Genomic DNA, 22,725 nt, shown 5'->3' with positions numbered 1-22,725 from the left:
TGCGGCGTATTGGAATCGCTTTGGCGGCATCATAACAAAAAGCGATTGGCTTTGTCTTAGCCGTTGAGGTATCTTCGTACCGGCTCCTTTCGAAGCTTCGGCAGAGGCGGCGGATTCGTCCCGAAAGAAGGACCGCGAAATGGACTCGCAAAAAAGTTGTCGACAGTCGATAAGGGATTTCACAGTGCACACACCTCGGAAAAAAGGCGGGAGATCACGCCATTGAAACGCTTGTTTTTTGCCCTCTGGCCCGTCCCTGAAATCCGCGCAAGATGCGCGGCGGTCTCCGCCGCGCTGAAAACCGCCGGCCGGCCGGTGCAAGCGGATAACCTGCATGTGACGCTGGTTTTCATCGGCAGTGTCGACGAAACGGTCGAAGCGAAGCTCATTGAGGCGGCCGGAACGGTGGACTTCGCGAAGATTTCAATCCGTTTCGACGCGCTGGATTACTGGCGCAGGCCCCAAATCATTTGCCTGACCGGCAAACCGGAAGATACCGCAGCAACCTCGCTGGTCGATGCATTGAACCGGATCGCCGCCGCGCTGGAAATCCGTACGGACGACCGGCCTTATCAGGCGCACGTGACGTTGCTCAGAAAGGCCAAAGCACTGCCTCCGCTGGCCTTCGAACCGATCGTCTGGCAGTCCGGCGCTTTCTGCCTGGTCGAATCCCGCTCGACACCGGAAGGCGTCGTCTACCGGGTGCTGAAAACCTGGCAAACACCGACAAAAGCCGGAGCGGAAACCGAACCCCGTCCCGGATTAACAAATCCGGACGGCGGCATTATAATCGGCGATAACGCCTCCACCCACCGCCCCTAAAACGCCATGCCCTATCTGAAACTGAACACGAATGTCGACGTCGACAACGCCAAATCCCCCGAACTGCTGAGCCAATTGTCGCAGTTGGTCGCCGCCGAAACCGGCAAGCCCGAACGCTATGTGCTGGTCGAACTGAACACCGGCAAGGCGATGCTGTTCGCGGGCAGCGCCGAACCCTTGGCCTATCTCGAATGCAAAAGCATCGGCCTTTCGGCCCGTCAGGCGAAATCGCTGTCCGCTGCCTTGAGCCGGCAGCTCGAAACGGCCCTGGCGATTCCTGCGAACCGGATCTATATCGAATTCGGCAATTGCCCGGCCGAATTCTGGGGCTGGAACGGTTCGACGTTCGGCTGACGGGAAAGCACTTCACCGGAGAAAACCCACCATGAACGACAAAGCATTGGTCGCGCAGCATGCGGCGCAGAAAATCGAAGACGGTATGATCGTCGGTCTCGGCACCGGCTCGACCGCGAATTGCTTCATCGAAGCGCTCGCGAAGCGGCATCAGGAGGGATTGAACATCAAGACGATCGCCAGTTCCATGGTCAGCGCGATCAAGGCGCGCGAACTCGGGCTGCCGCAGATCCCGATCGAACAGTTGTCCGGCCTCGACGTGTATGTCGACGGCGCCGACGAAGTTACGCAGGATATGATCTTATTGAAAGGCCGGGGTTACGATCTGATCCGCGAGAAACTCCTGGCCGGCGCGAGCCGGGAATTCTGGGTGTTGATCGATCCGGGCAAGCGCGTCGGCCGGATCGGCGAACGTTATCCGATCCCGGTCGAAGTGATTCCGTTCGCCTGGCGGCTGGTGAGGGAAAGCCTCACCGCAGTCGGCGGCAAGGCCGAACTGCGGCAGACGCCAAACCAGGACGGGCTGGTAGTAACCTCGCACGGCAGCCTGGTGCTGGATACGGTTTTTCCTGAAGCGTTCGACAGCCGCAAGCTGGATGCGGTGCTGAATGGGATTCCGGGAGTCGTCGAACACGGCATTTTCAGCCGTCTGGCCAGCGCGGTGTTTTGCGCCCAGGATGGGCAGGTGGAAGAGCAATGGGCTTGAAATAGGGCGATCCCGTTCCCGCGCGCCTGCGCGGGAACGAAGCGCTTCGATCAGAAACGCTCTTTTTCGATGATTTTGCCGTCGCCGCCCACCGAGACCGCCCACCGGGTACCGGAGACATCGAGGGTAAAATCGAATTCCTCTCCCGCCCCGTTCGGATTCGCAATTTGAATCGCTTCCTCGATTTCGTGGTTCGGGAATTCGGCCTTCAGATTCTCCAGGGTTCCGGGCGGCAACAAGCCGGAGGGGTCGATGACCGGCGCGCTGACGAAGAAATGGCCGTTCTTTCGATAATATTCGATCAGCGATTCTTCACCGTCCTTGAAATGAATCTGATACAGTTCTTGATTGAAGTGCTTTTTGGGCAGCACACTGATGTCCGCCGCATTCGGATGCTTTTTATACAATTGATCGACGACCGGCGCCGGCAAACCGTCTTTGCCTAACACCTCCGCATGAACCGGAAACGCCGCGAACGCCGCCGCAGCCAGCAATGAACCCAGGAAAAATTGACGCATGATACTCTACCTAATCAGGAATTTATTGTAATTATCGATTTGTTGCGGCATCGGAGAAAGCAGACCACAACGCCGCTTGTTTATCGTTTATAAAAAACGGCCGAAATTATAACCAATATTCGCCGGTTATCGGATAAGCAATATCTTCAAGACGCCCACTCACTCGTTCTTAAGGACAGATTTTCGAAATCCCGATGTCGAAGTTCTCGCATGCAAAATCATCCCCGTTCGGTTCCGAACAAGGAATAGCTTTGTTAAGTCTGGCCGGCATCGGCACTCACCTGTGGCTCCGCTATGCATCCGCTGCCGGCGGCCAAACCTATCGACTATCACTTTCGGCTTCGTTCGGTCCCGAGCCTGAACCTGTCTTCCGTTACGGTTTCGACGCCGCCATTGCGCTAATGCAGTTCCCCTTAATCTCTGTACTCGTTCTGGGCGGTGTCCCGTTGCTTTACCGCCTGCTGGCGAAAATGCTGCACGGCGATCTGGGCGCCGATCTGTTGGCCGGCACATCGATCGTCACCTCCGTGTGGCTGGACGAGTGGCTGGCCGGCAGTCTGGTCGTGCTGATGCTGTCGGGCGGGGCGGTGCTCGAAACCTATGCGTTGCGCAAAGCCTCTTCGGTACTCGAAGCGCTGGCGAAGCGAATGCCGTCGATCGCGCATAGGAAAACCGGCGAGGCGCTGGCCGATGTCGCGGTCGAAAAAATCCAGGTCGGCGATACACTGGTGATCCTGCCGCATGAAATCTGCCCGGTGGACGGCACCGTGCTCGAAGGCACGAGTACGATGGACGAGTCCTATCTGACCGGCGAACCGTACTTGATGTCAAAAACCGCGGGTTCTCCGGTTTTGTCCGGCGCGATCAACGGCGACGCCGCGCTAACGGTACGCGCCGATAAACTGGCGGCGGACTCGCGCTATGCGAAGATCATGGAAGTGATGCGCGCGTCGGAAAACTCTCGTCCCAAAATCCGGCGGCTCGGCGACCGGCTCGGCGCCTCGTACGCGCCGCTCGCGCTCGCGATTGCGGCGGCGGCCTGGTATTTCAGCGGCGACGTGGCCCGCTTTCTGGCCGTGCTGGTGGTCGCAACCCCCTGCCCTTTGCTGATCGGGATTCCGGTAACCCTCATCAGTTCGATCTCGCTGGCCGCTAAGCGCGAAATCATCATCAAGAACCCGGCGGTTCTGGAAAATCTGGGCCTGTGCCGAACCGCCATTTTCGATAAGACCGGCACCTTGACCTACGGCCGTCCGTCCCTGGTCGCGATCGAGACCGATCCCGCCTTCGACGAGCGCGAAGTCCTGGCGCTGGCGGCAAGCCTCGAACGCTATTCGAAACATCCCTTGTCGGGCGCGATTCTGAAAGCGGCAGAGAAAACGGCGCTCCCTCTGCGGCCGGTCGAGCAAATCACCGAGCGGCCGGGTCAAGGCATTTCCGGCCTGGTCTCGGGCAAAAAAGTGGCGATCACCAGCCGCAAATCGTTTATCGCCCGTTCTCCCGATGCGCTCGCGCGTTTGCCGGAAATATCGGGCGGCCTGGAATGCATCGTGCTGGTCGACGGGCGGTATGCTGCAACGCTGCAATTCCGCGACGAAGTCCGCGCGGACAGTTCCTCGTTCATCAATCATCTTCAGCCGAGCCATTTGTTCGACAGGGTGATGCTGGTTTCGGGCGACCGGGAATCCGAAGTCCGTTATCTGGCCGAGCGGGTCGGGATCGATCATGTATATTCCGGCCAAAGCCCGGAACAGAAACTGGCGCTGGTCAGGGCCGAAACGGAGAATGCCAAAACGGTGTTTCTCGGCGACGGAATCAATGATGCGCCGGCCTTGACCGCCGCGACGATCGGGATTGCGTTCGGGCAGAACAGCGACATTACCGGCGAAGCGGCCGATGCGGTCATCATGGACAGTTCGCTCTTGAAAGTGGACGAACTGTTCCATATCGGCAAAAGGATGCGCCGGATCGCCCTGCAAAGCGCGATCGGCGGCATGGTATTAAGCACGGTCGGAATGGGAGCCGCCGGGATGGGCTATCTGAGCCCGGTCGCCGGGGCTCTGGCGCAGGAATTGATCGATGTGATCGCGATTCTGAATGCGCTGCGCGCCGCGCTGCCGCCGAAATCGCTGTCGGATTTCTGAACCTATTACGCAAACGTTTAGCGATAAAAACGATTGCCCCCGTAATAGCCGCCGTTCTGCTTGAGGTCGCGAATGTCTTCCGAAGCCCGCGTGAGCTTTGCCTTCAGGATCTGTCTCTCCCGCCAGTCCAGACGGCCGTCCCGTTTGAAGCGCTGTTCGACTCGCTCGATATGCTGCTGCTGACGCGCCAACTGCTGATATTCGCGAGGCGTCAACTGTCCTCTTGCCAACCCGCTTTTGATGCGCTGGCGCTGCTGCCACTGGTCGGCGTTGATTCTGCCGCTTCCCCTCTGGCCGTAAAAATCCGCCCCGCCATGATAATCCTGGGAATGCGCCTCTGCGGTGCCGATCAGGAACAAGCCGCACAACACGCCCAAAATTTTTGTCTTTTTCATGATCTGTCTCCTTTGTTGATGACGGCGACAGATTAACCTCGGCAAGTTGAATCCGAACTGAACGATTTTAAAAATGATAGAATGCCGCGCCATGAGCGCAATCACCCTACAACCCCGAATTTATACCGTCTCGGAACTGAACCGCGAAGCCGCGCTTGCGCTCGGCGAACATTTTTTGATGGTCTGGGTCGAAGGCGAAATCTCCAATCTCAGCGCGCCTTCGTCAGGCCACTTGTATTTCTCGCTGAAAGATGCGGGCGCGCAGGTGCGGTGCGCGCTGTTCAAGAATCAGCAGCGCGGACTGCGCTGCAAACCTGCCAACGGGATGCAGGTCATCGTCAGGGCCGAGGTCAGCCTGTACGAGCCGCGCGGCGATTACCAATTGATCATCGAGCGGCTGGAAGCGGCGGGCGACGGCGCCCTACGGCGGGCTTTCGAAGCCTTGCGCTGGAAACTGTCCGCCGAAGGCCTGTTCGATCCGTCCCGCAAAAAACCGCTGCCATCCCTGCCGCGGGCCATCGGCATCGTCACCTCGCCGACCGGCGCCGCATTGCGTGATATTCTCAGCGTATTAAGACGGCGCTTCCCGGCCATTCCGGTGATCGTTTATCCGGCCTCGGTCCAAGGGGCCAATGCCAAACTCGAAGTGGCGGCGGCAATCGATACCGCCAACCGGCGCGCGGACTGCGAGGTGCTGATCGTCGCGCGCGGCGGCGGATCGCTCGAAGACCTGCAGGCCTTCAATGAAGAAATCGTCGCGCGCGCAATTGCCGCGAGTTCGATTCCGGTCATTTCCGGAATCGGCCACGAAACGGATGTGACGATCGCCGACTTCGCGGCGGACCTGCGCGCCGCCACCCCGACCGCCGCCGCCGAACATGCCACGCCGGACCGGCAGCAGTGGCTCAACGGTTTCGTGCAATCGGAAAAACGCCTCGAACAATTGCTGCAGCGCAAACTGACAGGCGCGCACCAACGCCTGGCATGGCTCGATAAACGCCTGAAACAGCAACATCCCGGACAAAAGCTCAGACGCAACGCGCAGCGGCTGGACGAACTGGCGCTGCGCCTGACGCAAGGAATGCAACGCAAGCAGCAACAGCATCTTCATCAGCTTGCCGCCGCAAACGCCAAATTATGGCGTTTCAACCCGGCCGCGCGGATACGCAGCCAGCAGCAGCGGCAACAATATCTGGTACAGCGCCTGCAGCTCGCGATGCAAAACAAACTGGAACAAAACCGGCTCAAACTGGCGAACACCCGCCAGACCTTGCACGCGGTCAGCCCGCTCGCGACCTTGAATCGGGGCTATGCGCTGGTAACGGAGGCGGAAAGCGGCAGCCTCGTGCGTTCGGCGCGGCAGCTCGCGGTTGGCGACAGAATCCGAATCCGGGTGGCGGACGGTCAATTTGTCAGTGAAATCGTCGATCGCTGAGCCAGCCGCTGGCGGCAAAATCCGCAGCCGCGGTTATTTTTTCCAGAATTCGGGCAAGAATAGAATGATGATCGAAAAAATCTGCACCCGTCCGAGCAGCATCGCAAAAGTGCATACCGCGGTCTGGAAATCGGTCAGACTGGCATAAGTGGTAGCCGGCCCGACCTGATTCAAGCCGGGACCGGCGTTGTTGATACTGGAAATCACCGCGGACAGGGCGCTGATGAAGTCCATCCCGCTGAACAGCAGTGTGAACACCAGGATCACGATGCACATGAAATACAGGAAAATAAAGCCGGTCACCGAAGTCACGATCGAATTCTTGATGATCTGCTCGCCGATTTTTAAAGGCCGTATCGCATGCGGATGAATGAATTTGAACAATTCGAGGCGCGCCTGCTTCAACAGAATGATCGTCCGGATCATCCGGATGCCGCCGCCGGTTGAACCGGAGGAAGCCGAGATACAGCTCAGAAACAACATCCACATCGGCACGAAAATCGGCCACTGATTGAAATCCTGCGTCGCGAAACCGCAAGTCGTCGCAATCGTGACCAGATTAAAGGTCGCATGGCGAAAAGCGATCCAAAAATCGGGATAACTGCCTTCCTGCCACAATATCGTCGCCGTCATGACGCAACTTCCGAGCATCAGCACCAGGAAACTCCGCGCCTCCATATCGACCGCATAGGGCTTGAGCGAAAGTTTCCGTATCGCAATGAAATGAGTCGCAAAGTTGACTGCCGCGATCAACTGAAACACGGTCAGCACGATCTCGATCGGCAACGAGTTGAAATAACCGACGCTCTGATCATGCGTGGACATGCCGCCCAGACTCATGGCGGAAAAGGCATGGCAAATCGCATCGAACCAGTTCATTCCGGCCAGTTTCAACGCGATGATGCAGACGACCGAAATTCCCGCATACACCATCCACAAGGCTTTCGCGGTCTGCGCAATGCGCGGGGGCAGATCCGATTCCTTGACCGATCCCGGCGTTTCGGCGATATACAGCTGCATCCCGCCGATACCCAATATCGGTAAAATCGCGACGGCGAAGATAATGATGCCCAGGCCCGCGATCCAGCTCAGTTCATGGCGCCAAAGATTGATCGATACCGGCAATTGATCGAGCCCGCTCATCACGCTCGAACCGGTTGTCGTGAGGGCGGAGACGACTTCGAAATAGGCGTCGATGAAACTCATGCCGGGAAAATAATACAGAAGCGGCAAGGTACAGAATACGGGCGTTGCGGACCAGGTAATCGCGACCAGTAAAAACCCGGTCTGCCGCGATACTTTCTTGGGAACGCGCAGCGTCGGAAAAAACAGCGCCGCACCGGACAGCAAAGTAATGCCCGTGCCCCGGAAAAAAGCCTGCGTCGCGCCGTCATCGGCAAAATAGGACGTCATCAGGCTGGTCGCCATCAGGCCGCTGAAGCCCATTGTGACCAGACCGAAAATATGGAAAATCGTCAAAATCATGGGGTTGTCCGTGCGGTATGAAGCCTCGGCCATTCCTCTAAACCCATCGAAAAATCGAGAAGAACCGGAGGGAGAGTTTCAAAAGGGGTAGGCGCGAGCGAAAGCTCGCGAAAATCGTCCATGGCTTCGGCGTTATCAGACCTTATGCAACGGCTGAAAGATTTTTTCGATATTGCTGACCAGTTTTTTGTCCATCGCGAACATCACCACATGATCGCCTTCCTCGAAGATCACGTCGTGATGGATCGGAATGACTTCGCCGTTCCGTATCAGGGCGCCCATCACGATGCCGGACGGAAAATGAATACTGTCCACGCGCCGTCCGACTACCGAGTTCGGATCGCTGTCGCCGCTGTAATGCGCGATCGCCTCGATCGCTTCGGCGCTGCCGCCGCACAATGAACGCACCTGCACCACGTCGCCTCGGCGCACGTGCTTCAAAATGCTGCCCAGCGTTTCCTGGTTCGGCAGCACCGCGACGTCGATATCGGTATCGGCCAGCAGCTTCGTATAGGACTTATGATTGAGCAGGCAGATCGTCTTGCGCGCACCCAGGCTTTTCGCCAGCGACGCCGAGATGATATTGACTCCGTCGTTTTCAGTAATCGCGCAAAACAGGTCGGTACTGCCGATCGATTCGTCGATCAATAAAGCTTCGTCGGCGCAATCGCCGTTCAGTACGACCGTTTTTTCGAGCTCGTTGGCGATCTTGTTCGCGCGTTTCGGATTGAGTTCGATGATCTTGACCTGATGGTCGTTCTGCAGCGCCAGCGCCAGCCGCTTGCCGACATGCCCTCCGCCGGCAATGATGATCCGCTTCAACGGCGCTTCCAGTTTACGCAACGATTTCAGGACCTGCCGGACCTGCTCGCGCGGAGCGACCAGGAAAATCTCGTCGCCGGTTTCGATCGTCGCGTCGCCGTTCACGACCAGGGGCTTGCCGTCCCGGAAGATCGCGACAATCCGGATTTTGGCATCGGATAAATGCTCTTTGAACGAACGAATCTTTTTACCGGTCAGAAAGCCGTTCGGCACCACTTTGACCGAAAACAGCCGTACCAGCCCTCCCGCGAAATCGGAAATGTGCAGCACGCCGGGAAACTCGATCAAATTGCGGATCGACTCCATCACGATCTGCTCGGGGCTGATCACGATGTCGATCGGAATGCCGGCCGGGCTGAATAAATTCGGGTTCTTCATGTAATCGATCGCACGCACCCGGGCGATCGTTTTCGGGCGACTGTACAGCGCGTTGATAATCAGGCAGGCCAGCATGTTGGTTTCGTCGCTGTCGGTCACCGCGATCACCATGTCGGTATTATGCACGCCGGCCTGTTCGAGTACGCTCGGATGCGCCGCATTGCCGCTCACCGTCGCGATATCGAAGCGCTGCTTCAAGGCGTCCAGGAGCTCGGGCTTGAAGTCGATCACCATGATATCGTTTTCTTCGCTTGCCAAAGCCTCGGCGACCGACGAGCCGGTTACGCCCGCTCCGAGAATGAGGATTTTCATAATCGACTTATTAATGAACCAATCAAATCAAATTTGGCGCGATATTATAAATATCGTGCTGAATATTTCATTAAAATTATCCGCCTACCTCGACGGCATGCAAAGCGCCGCTGCGGTAGCCGGCAGATTTACCGATACGAATCAATCGCCTGTTGAAACACGGCCGAATGTGCGCTGCGATAAAACACATCATTAAAGCCGTTAATTTCTGTAACCCGTGCGGATTTCATGGGGTAGCCAGACGGCTGGCCAGCTCATGGGGAGCCATTCTCGTTAACGGCTCCAGCAATCCTGCGGTTCAGGAAGCATTAAGTTTGAAGCCAGATAATAACGCCCGATCGATATGCGCCGTTCAAACGATTGAGGCCGGCTTTCGCCCATGAAAATAAACTGCGATGATATGGGTCGTCCGTAGTGGACCGGGAAAGGCTTTTCGAATATCATCCCCAGCCAATTTTTTCACAACAATTTCTTTAATTAACTATGAATAAACTTTATCGATTCGGACAAATTACCTCACTCGCCTCTGCCGCTTTGATCACGGGATGCCTGGGGGGAGTCCCCGGCAGCTATCCTGCGCAGGGCTACCCGACCTCCGGTTATCCCAATCAAGGATATTCGTACGGCGGCTATCCGAATACCGGTGCACAGACAGGGCTCGGCTCGATTTCGGGGACAGTCATCGCGGCCATTATTCAGGGCATGGCCGGCAGCGTTCTCAACGGACAAATCGGCTCGCAGCTCGCGCCTGTCGACCAGAACTTCCGCCTCCAACAATTGGGCGGATTATTGCAAACGGGCAATATCGGCCAGTCGCAGCAATGGCTGAACCCGCAAACCGGAAGTCAAGTTGCGATCAATCCGATCGGCCAGCTCAGCTTGAACCCGCAAACCCAGCAGAAATGCCAGAATCTCGAAGAAACCGTCATATTGCCGGACGGCAAAAATATCCGCGAAAAGCGGACGGCTTGCCTCGATCCAACAACCGGAAAATGGAATCTGGTCAAGTAAGAGCCGAAACACCCTCGCTGCACCGTTTGCGCTTTTGCCGGCCGGTGAGTCATCCCGTACATCTCACTCTATTCGAGGGCATGGTATGATATGGCGAATTTTCCGGTTTTTTATTCTACTCAATCCGATTGCCCTGCCCGATGAACGATTCCTTTCTTTCCACAAAGCCCATCCCGAACGAAGAACGCCTGATCATGGCCCTGGATGTGCCCGGCTTCGAACAAGCACGCGCCCTGGTCGAAAGGCTCGGCGACAGCGTCGTGTTTTACAAGGTGGGGATGGAATTGTTCATGTCGGGCGATTATTTCGGCTTCATCGAATGGCTGAAACAGCGCAATAAGAAAGTCTTCGTCGATCTGAAATTTTTCGACGTACCCGCAACGGTCGGACGTGCGATCAAGGCGTTGAGCAGCAAAGGCGTCGATTTCGCGACCATTCACGGCAACGACGCGATCATGGAAGCGGCCGCCAAGGATAAGGGCCCGCTGAAGGTTTTGGCGGTCACCGCCTTGACCAGCCTGGACCGGGGCGACCTGAACGACCTCGGTTTCCAGTGCGACGTGCGCGAACTGGTGCTTTCGCGCGCCCGGCGCGCCTTGCAGCACGGCTGCGACGGCGTCGTTTCGTCCGGGCTCGAAGCGCCGATGCTGCGCGAGGAGCTGGGCCAGCGCCTCTTGGTCGTCACGCCGGGAATACGGCCGGTCGATAACCGCGAAGAAGACGATCAAAAACGGGTGGCGACCGTCGAAACCGCCTTCCGGAACGGCGCCGATTATATCGTGGTGGGCCGGCCGATACGCGACGCCGCCGATCCGAAAGCGATGGCCGAAAAAATTCAGGGACAGATTCGCGATCAATTCCGTTGAGCCGGTGTTTCTGTTGCTCGCAAATGCTTTGCCCGACCGTGCGTTAATGCGGGGAAACGATGGTACTTGACCCCGCCTTTTCGACATCCTATCCGGTCGCGTTTTTGATGGGGCTGTTCAGCAGCGTCCATTGCATCGGGATGTGCGGATCGATTATCGGCACGCTGACGCTCAGCTTGAGCGCCGAAATCCGCGCCAGAAAATCCTCGCTGCTTCCCTACGTCTTCAACTACAATGCCGGGCGCATCCTGAGCTATGCACTGGCCGGCGCCCTGGCCGGCATGATCGATCTGCTGATTTTGCATTCGGTCGGGCGCATACAGGGCTACCGGCTGCTGCAAATCGTTTCCGCGGTGATCATGACCGGTTCCGGCCTTTATATTGCCGGCTGGTTTCCGCGTTTCGCCTATGTCGAAAAAGCCGGCCTGCGGTTGTGGAAGCTGATCGAACCTTACGGACGCAAACTGATCCCGGTCAAGAACCGCTGGCACGCCTTCCTGTTCGGGATAGTCTGGGGCTGGTTGCCGTGCGGCCTGGTCTATGCGGCGCTGGCCTTGGCCGCCACTGCCGGCAGTATTCCGCACAGCATGCTGACGATGTTTTTTTTCGGACTCGGCACTTTACCGGCTGTAATGGGTATCGGTATAATGACAGGATCATTGGTGCGGTTATCCAGATGGCGCTATTTCAAGCAGGCTGCAGGCCTGATCATGATTGCGCTCGCTTTGTTCGCCGCCCTGCCGTGGCTGAATCCGATGGCTTACACGGCGCATTCCGCAATTCATTGAGAGGATCCACTTATGAACCCTTTTAGCTCGATCATTGGTCAATCCCCCGCATTGGAATCGTTGTTGCGCAGCGCCGGCATCGCCGCCATGACCGATGTCACAATCTTGATCAAGGGCGAAACCGGCACCGGCAAGGAAGTATTGGCGAATGCCCTGCAAAAAGCCAGTCCGCGCGCGCGCAAGCCGTTCATTACGCTGAACTGCGCCGCACTGCCCGAGACCCTGATCGAATCCGAGTTGTTCGGCCACAGGAAAGGCGCTTTCACCGGCGCGATTGCGAACCAGCAGGGCCTGTTCCAGGCCGCCGACGGCGGCACCCTGTTTCTGGACGAAATCAACTCGTTGCCGATTTCGATCCAGGCAAAGCTGCTGCGCTTTCTGGATTCGGGCGAATGCCTCGCGGTCGGCGACACGAAGCCCTATAAAGTCAACGTGCGCGTGATCGCCGCGACCAACAGCGACCTCGTCCAGCAAATCGCCGCCGGCGAATTCCGGCAAGACTTGTATTTCCGGCTGAATGTGGTGCCGCTGGAACTGCCCTCCCTGGCCCAGCGATCCGAAGATATCGGGCCGCTGATCAACCACTTCCTGAATGTATTCTCGAAAACGCATTCAATCGATGCCCCCAAATTCAGCCGGCATTCGCTCAAAATCCTGAAGGCTTATCCGTGGCCGGGCAACATCCGGGAATTGCGCAATTTGTGCGAACGGCTGTGCATTTTGCTGGCGGGCAGAACCATCGAACCCGAGAACCTGCCGTTTGAATTTACCCGCGGCGTGGATGAAGAACGCAATCTCGAAACCGGCTTCAAGCTTCCCGAAGGCGGCGTGCAATTGGACACACTGGAAGCCGACCTGATCTATCAGGCCCTGAATCGGACTCATGGCAACCGCAGCCAGTCGGCACGATTGCTGGGTCTTTCCCGGGATACACTGCTTTACCGGATGCGCAAGCACGGCTTCGCCGCGCAGTAGAAATGTACCGGGGGAAAGCCCTCCGTCCCATTATTAAAATAAACCATCCGCAAACCGGCTTAAGACAGGGCTGCCCGATCGTTCATCCACATTGCGCGACCTCGGGCGGCGACAACGGGGCAAATACGTCCTTCCCCCTCCTCTTATTTTGCATGTAGGGTACGCTGTGCGTACCTTTTCACTCCAATGGTACGCACAGCGCACCCTACAGCAGCGGCTGACAGCTCAAGCTAGGCAAGAAGATGGGCTAACGATAAGCGAGCACTCGGCGGGGAAGTAATGATCGACCAAATTCTCAGCAAACGGAACCAGCAATCGCCTTCGCGTCCTTCACGTCGCCAGACAGCGGACCCACTGCACGGTAATATTGTCGCTCTTGCCGCTTGCGCGCAACAGCGAGAGTCTGGCTATTTTTCCCAAGTCATCCAGTTCGGTTTGGGGTTGCGCCAGCTGAACCAGTTCCTGAGCTTTCACATTTTCCCAAAATCCGTCGCTGCAGAGAACAAAGGTTTCTCCCGCCTGCGGAGCCGGATAGACATTGATTTCGACTTCATGCCCCTTCGCGACGTTGATGCTGCGCAACAGGCAATTCTGCTCCGGATGGCCGCCCATTTCGGCTTCGGTGATTTTGCCTTCTTCCAGGAGGCCCTGCAGAACCGAATGATCCCGCGTCCGCCAGACGACCCCCTGCGGATTCAGCCGGTACACCCTCGAATCGCCGCAATGCGCGGTTAACACGCACGTTTTGTCGAGATAAAGAATCGCGCAGGTGGTGTGCGCCTGCAGAGCCTCCGGATCATGCGCCGACAACTGCCGCATTTCTTCGACCGCCGCATCCGTCCACAGCGACATCGTGGCCGCCGGTTTCCCGCGCATCAAGTCCGCAAAGGCTTGGGTATTCTTGATCAGTCCGTGGCAAAAGAAACGCGACGCTTTTTCCCCGGCATAATGTCCGCCCAGACCATCGGCGACGACAAACACGGCAAAGTCGCGGCCGATCCGGTAAGCCATGCAGTCCTGGTTGATCTCCCGGTCGCCCGGCGAAGTCAATTGGTGATGGACCAGCTTCATACGATGCTTTAACGGCCGGATAACCGGCTTTGCACCATCAACCGTTTCAAATCCCCGACCGCCTGAGCAAAGCCGCTGAACAATGCCCGAGCAACGATCGAGTGCCCGATGTTCAATTCGACGATTTCGGGAATCCGGCAGATAGCCTGGACATTATGGTAATTCAGCCCATGTCCTGCGTTGACCTGCAAGCCGGCGCGGTCAGCCAGGCGCGCGGCTGTCCGAATGCGTTCCAGCTCCAGGGCGCGGGCGGCCGGAGTCGGCGCTTCCGCATAGCGGCCGGTATGCAGTTCGACAACCGGCGCACCGGCCTTGACCGCGGCTTCGATCTGCGCCGCTTCCGGATCGATGAACAGGGATACCTCCACTCCGACGGCCACCAGCCTGGCACAGACCGAGGCGATGTGAAGCAAATTGCCGGCCACGTCCAATCCGCCTTCGGTCGTCAATTCCTCCCGTTTTTCCGGCACCAGGCAGCAGGCGGCCGGCTTGAGCTTTTCCGCGATGCCGACCATTTCTTCGGTCACCGCCATCTCCATATTCAGCCGGGTCTGGATCATTTCCTTCAGTAAAAACAGGTCGCGATCCTGAATGTGCCGGCGATCTTCGCGCAGATGCGCGGTGATGCTGTCCGCACCGGCCTGCTCGCCCGCCAGGGCCGCCTGAACGGGCTCCGGATACACGGTGCCGCGCGCCTGCCGGACGGTAGCCACATGATCGATATTGACGCCTAATAAAATTTCTCTGCTGTCCATGAATTACAAACGTTTGATGATTTCGTTGAGAACCTTGCGGCTGTTCAGCGGTTTTCCGTGCAGCAACTGATCCAATACATGCCTCAGCAAAGCTTTCGCCTCCGCCAGCACATCCGGATCGCTGAAATTCCGAGCCTGAATCGCCAGCAAGCTTTTTCCGGTATAAATGCCCTCAGCAGCTTCGACCGGACTCAGTTCGGCGCCGAGGTGGTATTTTTTCGACAGTTCCACCGGCTTACCGTGCTGCATGTCATACGCAAGCTGCAATCCGTAGCCGGATTTCTCGATCAAATTGAGTTCGAAGTTTCGCAGCACCGCTTCGAGCGGGCCGCCCTGCCGCAAATCAGCCAGACATTGGCAATAATCGGCAAACAGTTCGGGGTGCGGATCGTCCTTGTGCAAAAAAACTTCGATCAATTCGTTCAGGTAGAAACCGCAGTACAACGCCAACCCGGTCAACGGCCGAAACGGCTCCGCCAGTTCGGCATCGGTCAGGGTCTTTAATTCCGCCTTGCCGAGATAGCTCAGCCGCAACGGGATGAAGGGTTGCAAGAGGCCCTGCGATTTCGATCTGGCCTTCCGGACGCCTTTCGCCAGCAGCGAAAGACGTCCGAAATCCTGGGTAAACGCTTCGACGATCAGGCTGGATTCGCGGTAGTCCCGCTGCTGGAGGATATAGGCAGGTTGCAGGAAGACCCGGTTTTCAGTCATTAAAGCCGAGGCCCTGCAAGGCGCGCTCGTTGTCGGACCAGCCCTTTTTGACCTTCACCCACAGTTGCAGATAGACCTTCCGATCGAGCAGCTTTTCGATATCCAACCGTGCATCGGTGCCGACTTTTTTCAGCATCTCGCCATCCTTGCCGATCACGATCGTTTTCTGCGCCGATCGTTCGACCCAGATCACCGCATAAATCTTGGTGATGCCGGGCTGTTCCTGAAACAGCTCGATTTCGACGGTCAACGTGTACGGCAACTCGTCGCCGAGCCGGCGCGTCAGTTTTTCGCGGATGATTTCGGCGCACAAAAAGCGCTCGGGACGGTCGGTAATCTGGTCTTCGGGATAGATCAGCCCGCCTTCGGGCAGCAATTCGAAGATCGCTTTTTCGAGCGCGTCGAGATGGGTGTTTTTAAGTGCCGAAATCGGCACCAGATGCTTGAACGGAAAACGATGCTGCGCCTCGGCGAAAAACGCCAGAATCTGTTCCTTGTCCTTGATCCGGTCGACCTTGTTAACGGCCAAAATGACCGGCAAACCTGCCAGCTCGAGTTTTTTGAAAATTACCTCGTCATACTCATGAAAAGACAGGCCGTCGATCAGCCAGACCACCACGTCGACACCGAGCAGAGCGGTATCGGCGGCCCGGTTCAGATAGCGGTTCAAGGCACGCTTGTCGCTTTGGTGCATGCCGGGCGTGTCGAGATAAACGACCTGTCCGGCCTCGGTCGTATTGATCCCGACGATCCGGTGCCGGGTCGTTTGCGGCTTGCGCGAGGTGATGCTGATCTTTTGTTTCAGCAGATGATTCATCAATGTCGACTTGCCGACATTCGGGCGCCCGATCAGGGCTGCGAAACCGCATTTCATTGACCTTTATTCTCCAGCAATTGCAGCATTTTTTCGGCTGCCGCCTGTTCCGCCCGTTTTCTCGACACTCCGGTACCGATACTGGCATCCTTGAGCAACGGAATCGTGCATTTGACCTTAAAAGTTTGCTGATGCGGCAAACCGGACATGGTCAGCAGCGTATATTCGGGTAGTTCCACTCTTTTGGACTGCATCAGTTCCTGCAGTTGCGTCTTCGGATCTTTCTGCCAATTGTCCAGCGTCAGGGCCTGCAGTTTTTCCTGAAACAAATGTCTGATCCATTGCTTGCAGGCTTCGATGCCCTGGTCGAGGAACAAGGCGCCGATCACCGCTTCCAGCGCATCGGACAGAATCGACTCGCGCCGGAAGCCGCCGCTTTTCAACTCGCCGGATCCCAGCAGTAGATAATCGCCGAAGCGGTGTGCGCGCGCCAGCTCGGCCAGCGAAGCCTGATTGACTAGATTGGCCCGGAGCCGGCTCAGCACGCCTTCGGGCGCCTCGGAAAATTTCTCGTACAAAATCTCCGCAATGACGAACCCCAGAATCGAGTCGCCCAAAAATTCCAGGCGTTCGTTATTTTTCGCACCGGCGCTGCGGTGGGTCAGCGCGGTCGAAAAGAGTTCGGGATTATTGAATGTCAATCCCAGGTTACGGGATAAAATCTTCGGTTCCCTGATCACACGCCGCGGTCCCCGCCAGCTTCTATCATATCGTGAAATTCGACCAATACGCTGAGATTGTAGGCCATCGGCTCGACGACCTCATATTCGATCTCGACCTTCACAGAGTTGCTGCTTTTGCTGATCTTAATGTCCCCCGAATCAATGAAGTCGACATAACCGATATTGAAACGGTTACTGAGGCTGCGCCGGATTTCCGATTCGCTCATGTTAGGAAATGCGGGGTCTTTCTTCAACGCGGACAGGACGCCGGCGACCTTGTTGTGATTCAGATAAATCGGCCCGATCTTCAAAATCAGAAAGACGAAAAACCCGAAAATAAAGAGCAGAACGCACAACGAAATAAACGTAAGCCCCCGCTGATGTTTCGGCAATGTTTGCATGACGGCTCCGGATCGATAATGAACGAATCCATTAAGTCTAGTTTATTTTAACGCCGTGCCAATGCGGTCGAAACCGACGCCTTTATGCTGCCAATCCCAGCTCATCCAGATGAAAAACGCCTTGCCGACCAGATTCTGCTCGGGCACCATGCCCCAGTAACGGCTGTCGTTGCTGTTGTCGCGGTTGTCTCCCATCACAAAATAATGGCCCGGCGGCACCACGAATACCCCTTCCACGGAGGGAGCTTCCTGGCGGACCAGGATTTTATGCTCGACGCCGGTCAAATCCTCGTTCAGCTCGACCGCTCCACTCATATCCTGACCCTGCCCAAAGCCTTCATAAGTGCCGATAGGTTTCTGGGCCACCGGCATATCGTTCACGAAAAGCGTTTTGTTGAAATAGCCGATCCTGTCTCCCGGCAAACCGATCACGCGCTTGATGTAATCGACCGTCGGGTCTTTCGGAAAGCGGAACACCACGATATCGCCGCGCTGGGGTTCGTTCAAATCGACCACTTTTTTATTGATCACCGGCAGGCGAATCCCGTACGTGAACTTGTTCACCAGAATGAAATCGCCGATCAGCAAGGTCGGCATCATCGAAGCGGACGGAATCCGGAACGGTTCGGCAATGAAGGAACGCAGCAGAAACACGATCAGCACGACCGGGAAAAAGGAATGCGCATATTCGACCAGCCAGGGTTCGTTTTCCGCATCGTAAGGTTGGCCTTTGCTCTTTAAATAGGCGGCGTAGCCGCCCCAGATGACGCCCGTGACCACCGTCGCCACGAGCAGAAAAAACGAAAAATCGTAGTCCATCGCTATCCAGTCGAGTAATGATTAAAAAATGGTGGGACCGCTCATTCCTTGTTCAGTTGCAGGACCGCCAGGAAAGCCTCCTGGGGTATTTCGATATTACCGACCTGCTTCATCCGTTTCTTGCCGGCCTTTTGCTTTTCGAGCAGTTTTTTCTTGCGGGTGATGTCACCGCCGTAGCATTTCGCGGTCACGTTCTTGCGCATTGCCTTGACCGTCGAACGAGCGATGATCTTCGCGCCGATCGCGGCCTGGATCGCAACTTCGTACATCTGCTTCGGAATCAGATCTTTCATTTTTTCGACCAAGTCGCGGCCGCGGCTCTGGCTTTGGTCGCGGTGCACGATCACCGATAGCGCATCGACCTTGTCGCCGTTGATCAGCACGTCGAGCTTGACCAGGGGCGCTTCCTGGAAGCGCAGAAATTCGTAATCGAACGAGGCGAAGCCGCGGCTGACCGATTTGAGCCGGTCGAAGAAATCGAGCACCACCTCGCTGAGCGGCATTTCGTAATGGATCGATACCTGCCTGCCCACGAACTGCATGTCTTTCTGCACGCCGCGTTTTTCGATGCACAGATTGATGACGCTGCCCAGGTAGTCCTGCGGCACGAAAATATTGGCGCGGATGATCGGCTCGCGGATTTCTTCGATCAAACCCGCTTCGGGCAATTTGGCCGGGTTGTCGACCATCACGACTTCGCCGCCGTGCGTCACGACTTCATAGACCACGGTCGGCGCGGTCGTGATCAGATCGACGTCGTATTCGCGTTCGAGCCGCTCCTGCACGATTTCCATGTGCAGCATGCCCAAAAAACCGCAGCGGAAACCGAAACCGAGCGCCTGCGAGGTTTCCGGCTCGAACTGCAGCGCCGCATCGTTCAGATTCAGCTTTTTCAACGCTTCGCGCAGTTCCTCGTAGTCGTCCGAGCTGACCGGATAGAGCCCCGCAAACACGCGCGGCTGCACCTTCTGGAAGCCGGTCAACTGCTCGGCGGCCGGATTGTCGGTCCAGGTGATCGTATCGCCGACCGGCGCGCCGAAAATGTCCTTGATACCGGCCACCACGAAACCGACCTCGCCGGTATCGAGGAGTTCCTTTTCCAGCCGCTTCGGCGTGAATACGCCGACCTTTTCGACCAGAAACGACTTGCCGGTCGACATGATCGTAATCTTCTGTTTGCGGCGGATGCTGCCGTGCACGATACGAACCAGCGATACCACGCCAAGGTAGCTGTCGAACCAGGAATCGATGATCAAAGCCTGCAGCGGCCCTTCGGCATTGCCGGTGGGCGGCGGGATTTTGGTGACCAGTTGCTCCAGCACATCCTGCACGCCAAGCCCGGTCTTCGCGCTGATCTTCAAGGCGTCGTCGGCCGGAATCCCGATCACATCCTCGATCTCGGCGATGACCCGCTCCGGCTCGGCCGAAGGCAGGTCGATCTTGTTCAGGACCGGCATCACTTCCAGACCCTGCTCGATCGCGGTATAGCAATTGGCCACGCTCTGGGCCTCGACGCCCTGCGCCGCGTCCACGACCAGCAGCGCACCCTCGCAGGCGGCCAGCGAACGCGAAACCTCGTAGGAGAAATCGACATGGCCCGGCGTATCGATGAAATTCAGCTGGTAAGTTTCGCCGTCCTTCGCCTTGTAGTCCAGCGTGACGCTCTGCGCCTTGATCGTGATCCCGCGTTCCCTTTCGATGTCCATCGAGTCGAGCACCTGCGCGGACATTTCCCGATCGCTGAGCCCGCCGCAGATCTGAATGAAACGGTCCGCCAGCGTCGACTTGCCGTGATCGATGTGCGCGATGATCGAGAAATTTCTGATATGTTTTAAATCCACTGCGTTTTCTAATCTGTCAATGAAACTGAACGGAAGGCGGGATAAATCAGGAATGATCGTCCAATGACTTTGGAGCGTGCCGAACCGCGCCCGAATAAACCTTGCATTATAACAGAACCAAGCCGTGTATGACCCGACTTTCACAGCGCGGCCACTCATCGGGTGAAACATTTTGAGGATGGGCCGGCCTTATTGTTCCGCAAAGGCATTCCGGAAAACCGGAAAAGGGCCAGCCAGTCAAAATATACACAAGCTATTGATATTAAAATAAAAACATATTTACGCGCCAACCCGGGAATGCGGTAGCCGTGGCGCAACCGCCGCTTTGCTTTTGCTTAATTCCTACTTACAATAATGTAAAAGCCAGCCGATGCCCTTCCCGCGGAACGATCCGGCGGTACGGGATTTAGGCCTTTTCCTATTGAAAAATAACGATTCCAAAACCCATAAAGCCCCAAGACCTCATGCAATACGCCATTGCCGATCATCATTCAGACATCATGGTGAACCGCCTTCACGACTTTACGGTTACCTGGGCGCAACGGATTGTCAAACGCCACTGCCTTGAAACCCGCGTCAAAAACATCGAACTCATTTCCGCCGATGTCGGCACGACGACCCGCGTACGCCTGGCGGTCGACCACGACGGTCCGGAATCGCTGCCTCGCCGCTGGTTTGTCAAAATTCCCTCGCTGGCCTGGCGGGCCCGGCTGATCACCGCCCTGCCCCGGCTTTTGCACGTCGAAACCCGGTTTTACCGCGACATCGCCCATGCGGTTCCGCTGGCCAGACCCGCGCTCTTGGCCGCGCAGAGCCGATTCGGCAAAGGGGCCACGCTGGTATTGTCCGACATCGCCGAAAGCGGGGCTCTGCCCGGCCGGGCCGGCGAAGCCTTGACGCTGCCTCAGGCCGCCGCCGTCGTCGAGCAGCTGGCCCGCTTTCATGCCGCCTTTTGGGGCATTCACCACGATCGGAACTACCGCTGGCTGGGCGGCCCTATCCGCCGTCTGGAAGACACGCTGGGCACGTTGATGGCAGTGCCATTGATGCAGTTGGGTCTGGAAAAAGCCGCAGGAGCCGTACCCGCCCGTTTGCACCGGGCCGCGCTCCATTACGCGCGCCACCGCCGGCGGATCATGCAGTTCCTGAACGGCGGCACCCAAACGCTGATCCATCGCGACTGCCATCCCGGCAACTTTTTCTGGAGCGACTCGCAACCGGGATTCCTCGACTGGCAACTGGTCCGGATCGGCGAAGGCGTCGCCGATATTGCCTATTTTCTAGCGACGGCGCTGGAGCCCGAACTGCGGCAAGCGCACGAGCGTCCGCTGCTGGATTTATACCGGCAGACGCTGGCTGCGCACAAGGCCGCCGAAACTGCGCCGGACCTACTCTGGCAGCGCTACCGCGCACATCTTTCCTACCCTTTCGAGGCGATGGTCGCCACCCTGGCGATCGGCGGCATGATGGAAGAAAACGCCAACCTCGAAATGATCCGGCGCGCCGCATGCGCCATCAGCGACCTGGACGGATTCGAGGCACTAGCGGAGGCATAGGTCTTGATACGCTGCCGGTCATCATGAAGGTCAGCCGAAGACAGCGCAATCGCTTCTCGCCTTGATGGCAATGCCGTTAAGATAAGCCGGAATCGGGCCGCTTCATGGCGTGACAAAGCCCGCTTTGTCAATCGGTTTAATGAGTTGCAAAGCTAGCTTTGCAACTCATCAGAGCCTCCTTAACGGCATTGCCACTAGCGATGGATTGCATTTTCCAATTGATGCGCAAGCCATTCATGTCGCTTTCGGCATCCTGACGCCGGGAAAATCGTTCGCGCCCATTCTTCATAGGGCTTGACGTCACTAACAGCGTTTATCTCGCTCTCCAAGATATCTTGCAATCCTTTGTATTCCGGATCAGAATCCGAAGTATCCCTGACTCAAAGGTGGCGGCAATGTTGAGAATGGTTTTCGAGATTGTAATGGCGCTGGCGGTTATTTTATCTCTGGTGTTTTTTACCAAGATGGGCTCGCTGGATAATCAAGCCGACGACGAAGACAAGCCTAGCGACAACAGCGAGTAGAGACCTTCTTTTAAGGTCAGAGCCATGTGTGGCCGATCCACAACCGCATACCGGCGATTCTCGTCCGCAGATTGAAACGCCTGGCTGCAAACGAAATTAAGCCGCCTGTACGGCAGTGAACGATCACGTCTTGAAACAGGCTCTCGACATCGATTTCTAAGCTACCTGTACGGCAGTGAACTGCTGCTGCAGCAATAGCCGGGCATTCTTGTATTTCTAAGCTACCTGTACGGCAGTGAACGCATTCGTCCGGAAAAAAGCGATCATCAAAGATTTCTAAGCTACCTGTACGGCAGTGAACTATCTCCGGATGCCACATTGCCGGCAATGGTATTTTCTAAGCTACCTGTACGGCAGTGAACGCGGCCGGGCCATCATGGCGCGGCAGCGTGAATTTCTAAGCTACCTGTACGGCAGTGAACCAGGACCATAACGCCGAGTCGATCAAGTCACTTTTCTAAGCTACCTGTACGGCAGTGAACGCTCCTTGGTGATGTTGT

General features: G+C 56.9%; 24 protein-coding genes and 1 CRISPR repeat array (1 of these 25 only partly in view). Of the genes, 12 read left to right on the top strand and 12 right to left on the bottom strand.

Going from position 1 to position 22,725, the window contains the following annotated elements; all coding sequences use genetic code 11:
- The first annotated feature begins 222 nt into the window (after positions 1-222).
- From thpR to rpiA, 3 genes are read left to right on the top strand one after another with little or no spacing between them, the layout of a single operon-like run.
- Positions 223-822, top strand: coding sequence for an RNA 2',3'-cyclic phosphodiesterase (gene thpR, locus METAL_RS07590; protein WP_005371123.1), 600 nt, complete (start codon positions 223-225; stop codon positions 820-822).
- A gap of 6 nt (positions 823-828) precedes the next feature.
- On the top strand, positions 829-1,176 hold the full coding sequence (locus tag METAL_RS07585) for a phenylpyruvate tautomerase MIF-related protein (RefSeq protein WP_005371122.1): 348 nt from the start codon (positions 829-831) through the stop codon (positions 1,174-1,176).
- 31 nt (positions 1,177-1,207) lie between these two features.
- A complete protein-coding gene (rpiA, locus tag METAL_RS07580) occupies positions 1,208-1,882 on the top strand; it encodes a ribose-5-phosphate isomerase RpiA (RefSeq protein WP_005371121.1) in 675 nt (224 codons plus the stop codon).
- A gap of 50 nt (positions 1,883-1,932) precedes the next feature.
- Here the strand turns inward: rpiA and METAL_RS07575 are convergent, their stop codons facing one another.
- The gene (locus METAL_RS07575) at positions 1,933-2,400 is read right to left on the bottom strand and encodes a hypothetical protein (protein WP_005371120.1); all 468 of its coding nucleotides are present in this window, start codon (positions 2,398-2,400) and stop codon (positions 1,933-1,935) included.
- A 194-nt stretch (positions 2,401-2,594) separates the two neighbouring features.
- Here METAL_RS07575 and METAL_RS07570 point away from each other — a divergent pair, with 194 nt between their 5' ends.
- Positions 2,595-4,544, top strand: coding sequence for a heavy metal translocating P-type ATPase (locus tag METAL_RS07570; protein ID WP_005371118.1), 1,950 nt, complete (start codon positions 2,595-2,597; stop codon positions 4,542-4,544).
- A gap of 17 nt (positions 4,545-4,561) precedes the next feature.
- Here the strand turns inward: METAL_RS07570 and METAL_RS07565 are convergent, their stop codons facing one another.
- Positions 4,562-4,939, bottom strand: a complete 378-nt coding sequence (locus METAL_RS07565; protein WP_005371116.1) for a hypothetical protein — start codon at positions 4,937-4,939, stop codon at positions 4,562-4,564.
- Positions 4,940-5,030: 91 nt separating this feature from the next.
- Between METAL_RS07565 and xseA the strand changes: the two genes are divergently transcribed.
- Entirely contained in the window at positions 5,031-6,374 is a 1,344-nt protein-coding gene (gene xseA, locus METAL_RS07560; RefSeq protein WP_005371114.1) for an exodeoxyribonuclease VII large subunit, read from the top strand.
- A 33-nt stretch (positions 6,375-6,407) separates the two neighbouring features.
- On the opposite strand, the gene METAL_RS07555 is transcribed toward xseA, so the two are convergent.
- On the bottom strand, positions 6,408-7,859 hold the full coding sequence (locus tag METAL_RS07555) for a TrkH family potassium uptake protein (protein WP_031431444.1): 1,452 nt from the start codon (positions 7,857-7,859) through the stop codon (positions 6,408-6,410).
- 135 nt (positions 7,860-7,994) lie between these two features.
- The gene (trkA, locus tag METAL_RS07550; protein WP_005371110.1) at positions 7,995-9,371 is read right to left on the bottom strand and encodes a Trk system potassium transporter TrkA; all 1,377 of its coding nucleotides are present in this window, start codon (positions 9,369-9,371) and stop codon (positions 7,995-7,997) included.
- Between the two features lie 13 nt (positions 9,372-9,384).
- On the opposite strand from trkA, the gene METAL_RS07545 reads away from it, so the two are divergent.
- The 5 genes from METAL_RS07545 to METAL_RS07525 all read left to right on the top strand — a co-directional run bounded on the left by METAL_RS07545 (position 9,385) and on the right by METAL_RS07525 (position 13,011).
- Positions 9,385-9,567 (top strand): hypothetical protein, encoded by a 183-nt coding sequence (locus METAL_RS07545; protein ID WP_031431443.1) that lies wholly within the window; start codon positions 9,385-9,387, stop codon positions 9,565-9,567.
- Between the two features lie 287 nt (positions 9,568-9,854).
- Complete coding sequence (locus tag METAL_RS07540) at positions 9,855-10,382, top strand: hypothetical protein (RefSeq protein WP_005371108.1); 528 nt, start codon at positions 9,855-9,857, stop codon at positions 10,380-10,382.
- 140 nt (positions 10,383-10,522) lie between these two features.
- The gene (gene pyrF, locus METAL_RS07535; protein ID WP_005371104.1) at positions 10,523-11,248 is read left to right on the top strand and encodes an orotidine-5'-phosphate decarboxylase; all 726 of its coding nucleotides are present in this window, start codon (positions 10,523-10,525) and stop codon (positions 11,246-11,248) included.
- Between the two features lie 59 nt (positions 11,249-11,307).
- Positions 11,308-12,036, top strand: coding sequence for a sulfite exporter TauE/SafE family protein (locus METAL_RS07530; RefSeq protein WP_005371103.1), 729 nt, complete (start codon positions 11,308-11,310; stop codon positions 12,034-12,036).
- A gap of 12 nt (positions 12,037-12,048) precedes the next feature.
- Complete coding sequence (locus tag METAL_RS07525) at positions 12,049-13,011, top strand: sigma-54 interaction domain-containing protein (protein ID WP_005371101.1); 963 nt, start codon at positions 12,049-12,051, stop codon at positions 13,009-13,011.
- Between the two features lie 330 nt (positions 13,012-13,341).
- On the opposite strand, the gene METAL_RS07520 is transcribed toward METAL_RS07525, so the two are convergent.
- Genes METAL_RS07520 through lepA form a run of 8 tightly spaced genes read right to left on the bottom strand, consistent with a single transcriptional unit; the run spans position 13,342 to position 20,145 of the window.
- Positions 13,342-14,082: a PP2C family protein-serine/threonine phosphatase gene (locus METAL_RS07520; protein ID WP_005371099.1), complete on the bottom strand. Its 741-nt coding sequence runs from the start codon at positions 14,080-14,082 to the stop codon at positions 13,342-13,344.
- A gap of 8 nt (positions 14,083-14,090) precedes the next feature.
- Positions 14,091-14,837, bottom strand: a complete 747-nt coding sequence (pdxJ, locus tag METAL_RS07515) for a pyridoxine 5'-phosphate synthase (protein ID WP_005371097.1) — start codon at positions 14,835-14,837, stop codon at positions 14,091-14,093.
- A gap of 3 nt (positions 14,838-14,840) precedes the next feature.
- Positions 14,841-15,548, bottom strand: coding sequence for a DNA repair protein RecO (gene recO, locus METAL_RS07510; protein ID WP_005371095.1), 708 nt, complete (start codon positions 15,546-15,548; stop codon positions 14,841-14,843).
- A complete protein-coding gene (gene era, locus METAL_RS07505) occupies positions 15,541-16,422 on the bottom strand; it encodes a GTPase Era (RefSeq protein WP_005371093.1) in 882 nt (293 codons plus the stop codon). Before era ends, recO begins: the two co-directional genes overlap by 8 nt.
- On the bottom strand, positions 16,419-17,102 hold the full coding sequence (gene rnc / locus METAL_RS07500) for a ribonuclease III (RefSeq protein WP_005371092.1): 684 nt from the start codon (positions 17,100-17,102) through the stop codon (positions 16,419-16,421). Before rnc ends, era begins: the two co-directional genes overlap by 4 nt.
- Positions 17,099-17,485 (bottom strand): DUF4845 domain-containing protein, encoded by a 387-nt coding sequence (locus METAL_RS07495; RefSeq protein ID WP_005371091.1) that lies wholly within the window; start codon positions 17,483-17,485, stop codon positions 17,099-17,101. Before METAL_RS07495 ends, rnc begins: the two co-directional genes overlap by 4 nt.
- A 42-nt stretch (positions 17,486-17,527) precedes the next feature.
- Positions 17,528-18,304, bottom strand: coding sequence for a signal peptidase I (gene lepB, locus METAL_RS07490; RefSeq protein ID WP_005371090.1), 777 nt, complete (start codon positions 18,302-18,304; stop codon positions 17,528-17,530).
- A 41-nt stretch (positions 18,305-18,345) separates the two neighbouring features.
- Positions 18,346-20,145, bottom strand: a complete 1,800-nt coding sequence (lepA, locus tag METAL_RS07485; protein WP_031431433.1) for a translation elongation factor 4 — start codon at positions 20,143-20,145, stop codon at positions 18,346-18,348.
- A gap of 464 nt (positions 20,146-20,609) precedes the next feature.
- Between lepA and METAL_RS07480 the strand changes: the two genes are divergently transcribed.
- Positions 20,610-21,701, top strand: coding sequence for a phosphotransferase (locus METAL_RS07480; protein WP_005371087.1), 1,092 nt, complete (start codon positions 20,610-20,612; stop codon positions 21,699-21,701).
- Positions 21,702-22,096: 395 nt separating this feature from the next.
- Positions 22,097-22,225, top strand: a complete 129-nt coding sequence (locus tag METAL_RS21830; protein ID WP_005371085.1) for a hypothetical protein — start codon at positions 22,097-22,099, stop codon at positions 22,223-22,225.
- A gap of 153 nt (positions 22,226-22,378) precedes the next feature.
- Positions 22,379-22,725: direct repeats of the CRISPR family, unit length 28 nt; unit sequence TTTCTAAGCTACCTGTACGGCAGTGAAC; it runs 3,103 nt beyond the window's last position.

The sequence above is a fragment of the Methylomicrobium album BG8 genome, from assembly GCF_000214275.2.
In the GTDB taxonomy this organism is placed as follows: domain Bacteria; phylum Pseudomonadota; class Gammaproteobacteria; order Methylococcales; family Methylomonadaceae; genus Methylomicrobium; species Methylomicrobium agile.
The sequence above is the reverse complement of the archived record's forward strand: the minus strand, read 5'-3'. Positions and strand labels throughout refer to the sequence as shown.